The 3,006-nt window shown below is 59.3% G+C and carries 3 protein-coding genes; all 3 read right to left on the bottom strand.

The window, feature by feature from the left end; genetic code table 11:
- The coding region (locus WBR68_RS31010; RefSeq protein ID WP_230696216.1) for a hypothetical protein at nt 1–542 on the bottom strand (542 nt) is incomplete at its 3' end.
- Complete coding sequence (locus WBR68_RS31005; protein WP_230696215.1) at nt 539–1,372, bottom strand: VRR-NUC domain-containing protein; 834 nt, start codon at nt 1,370–1,372, stop codon at nt 539–541. The genes WBR68_RS31010 and WBR68_RS31005, both read right to left, overlap by 4 nt.
- A partial coding sequence (locus tag WBR68_RS31000; protein WP_255696343.1) for a type VI secretion system Vgr family protein occupies nt 1,372–3,006 on the bottom strand: 1,635 nt, incomplete at its 5' end. The genes WBR68_RS31000 and WBR68_RS31005, both read right to left, overlap by 1 nt.

Genomic DNA, 3,006 nt, shown 5'->3' with positions numbered 1-3,006 from the left:
GCAAAGCCGCTGTATACCTGCGCAGGCTTTAGACGGCCAATGGTTTCCAGAACGAATTTTCGCCACGCATCCTTGTTTTCCAGCCACCATTGCCAACGGTAATAGAACTGAATAGACGAGAAATCGTCGTTTGCTGCTCTATCCCGTTTTCTCCAAAGGTAGGCGGCATGGGTGGGACTGCTTTGCGAGTTCTTTTCGTCCGTGAAGCCGACTGTGAACGATTTGTCGGGGCGAATTTTGTGTGCCCACTCGCGAATGTCTCCTAGTCTCTTGGAACCATAGGGATGGGGACGCTCGGAAACGGGGTGTGTTGAGACGGTATAGGGGTGGCCAAGAAGCGCTTCAAAGGCCTTGTGGATTTCGACCATGGCCAGTGTCGTCCGAAGCAGGTGCTTGGGGTCGTACGTGAAATAGAAGGTCAGATACGGGGTAACGGCAAGTTCGAACGCGTTGAGTTCGACGGCTGTGTTGGGCCATCGCTTCAGGTCTTCCACCATGCCGGCAACGTCTTCCTCGTCCAACAAGCGCTCGATCGTGCTCATTTTGATTTCCTTGGTGTTCCACCTTGGCCACGTTTTTCCGTGGAAGATTTAAATCCAGTGCAGTCTTCCGGTACTCGGAGGAGCGCTACTTTTCTGTTATCCCGGCCCATCAATATGACGTAGTCCTCGAGCTGATCCCGCTTCACCCAATCATTGGGAAACTTGATTTCCACCGCTGCAAATACGTTCCCGACGTCAAACGGCTGCTGCCGATACTCCACAATGACCAGATCCGGTGCCAGGCTCCCTTTAGGCCGAGGCCAAAAAGGGAAGAACTCGCTGATGCGCTTGGGGCGTGTGGAGGGATCTCCCAGCATCGGCATGTAGGAGGTGCCGTCGTAGTTCGGCTCTGCTTTCAACGGGCTCTGCCACGCCAGCAAGTCATCCACCACTTCAAACACCAGGGACGCGGTGGTCTGCTTCAACGCGATATCGATCGTCGTTTCGATGACTTCACCGGGGATCTTCTTGCGGATGCGCCTGGGGACTTTCAGCGGCGACTTCAGCGCCCATTGGCACACCGTACTGCTGACGGGGCGAAATGGAATTTTGCGTTCGATGTATTGCTGATACGTCACGTTTTCCTTGCGCCCACGCGATACGGTGCTGTTGCCGCCGGTGCGTACGAAGGTCGAGCTTTTGACGTCGATTTCTTTTTTCATGCCTTCGATGATGTCTTTCAGAAGGGTTTGGACTTCCTTCTTGCGTTTGCTGATCTGCGCCAGGGTTTCGGCTGTTTCGATGGCGGTTTGGGCGGCTTCATGGGCGGCGTAGGCGCGATAGGCCCGATAGCCCCAGACCAGCGCGGCGGCTGCGGCGGGGGCGGCCATCAGGCGTCTCCTTCAAGGTGGGAATCAAGAAAAGCCTCATCCATCGGCCCGTATTCCGAGTAATGGGGATTGATCTCGGCCACCCGCGCCGCAAGCTCGCTTGGGTTGTCCGGTATCTTCTGATCCTCGCGCATGATGGTTTTGTAAGTCTGCACATCGCGCCTGCGGGGGGTGTCGAGATATTCCGTTTCACCGTTGTTGGTGGTCGTGCCTTCCAGCAGCAGCGTCGCGCCTGCCATGATCCGGTATCGATAGCGCTCAAACAGGCGGTCGTCGGTCTTCTTCATGCGGAACCGGCCTGCATGGTCGCCGGCAGCGACGTCAGGCGATCTGAAGGTGGGCAGCGCCGCGGTGCGGCCGGTAGGGCCCGAGAAGTCATGGGATGTGGCCTTGACCGAGAAGGCGCCCGGCATGCCCAGTTCAATATTCCCGTCGGCCATCTTGATGTACGCGCCGCCGCAGAGCAGCGTGATGTGTTTGTCGGCGGCGATCAGCACATGCTGTTTGCTGGAGGTGATTTCGGCGCCTTGGTCGGCCTGGATGCGGATGGCGTTGTGTTGGGCTTGCAGCAGCAGTTCGCCTTGGTGGGCAATGTGGCGCATGGCGCCGCTTTGCGAGAACAGGCCCAGGTCGCCGCCTGCGTTGATGACGACTTTGTCGCCCGCGCTGATCTGCTGGTGCTGCTGGGCGATGCTGTCGATGTGGGCGCCTGCCGTCATCACGATGCCGGCGGGCGTGGCGGCGGCGATGCCGGCTGGCGCGCTTAAGCCGATCGCGCCGGCATCGCCTTGGCCGGTCCCTTCGGGCTGATTGTTGGCGCCGTGGCCCAGGTCGCGCACGGCTTCGGTCAATGATTGCTGGGGCTGGGCGTCGTGGGGTACGCCTTCGTGGGTGCTGGCGTAGTCACCCAGGTTACGAGCCAATTCCAATGCGGATTCCAACGCTGCAACGATATCGGATCGGTCCAATTGCCCGCCCTTGGCTTGCAACTGCGCCTCGGTGCTTAACAATAGCCCCTTGGCGGCTCGCAACGCCCCGTGTTCATCCGTGCGCAGCTCGAACCCCTCGCCACGAGGTTCGCCACTGCCTGGACGCGGATGCGTCAGGTAACCCAGATGCAACTCCGTATCGCCGTGTTCGCTCATCAAGGCCGCGCTGATCTGTGCAGACGTGTCGTCCAGTCGCAGTTCATTGGCGCGGTTGCCCTTGTGCTCCTTGCTTTTGATCGTGTTCAGGATGTTGTGGCGCGGCAGTTCATATGGCGGCAGGTTGGTGGCGCGGAACGTTCTCCCGATAACTATTGGTTGGTCTGGATCGCCGTTTGCGAATTGCACGATGACTTCTTGTCCAATGCGCGGTATCGCCATGTGCCCCCACTGCGCACCAGCCCAGTTTTGTGAGACGCGGATCCAGCAGGAGCTGTGTTCGTCGTTGCGACCCAGCCGGTCCCAGGGGAACTGCACTTTGACGCGGCCCCAGGCGTCGCAATAGATTTCTTCATTTGGCGGGCCGACGACGGTGGCCATCTGTGGGCCATCGAGGCGGGGTTTAGGGGCAGGCTCGGGCTTCCAGTCGACTTTGTCGGGCACAAGTTCGGCGGTGTAGTGGTAGTGCGTGCCTTGTTCGGAACCCGC

The sequence above is a fragment of the Achromobacter sp. JD-1 genome, from assembly GCF_038594925.1.
GTDB classification, from domain to species: Bacteria; Pseudomonadota; Gammaproteobacteria; order Burkholderiales; family Burkholderiaceae_B; genus Achromobacter; species Achromobacter spanius_C.
This window is presented reverse-complemented; position numbering and strand designations above follow the sequence as displayed.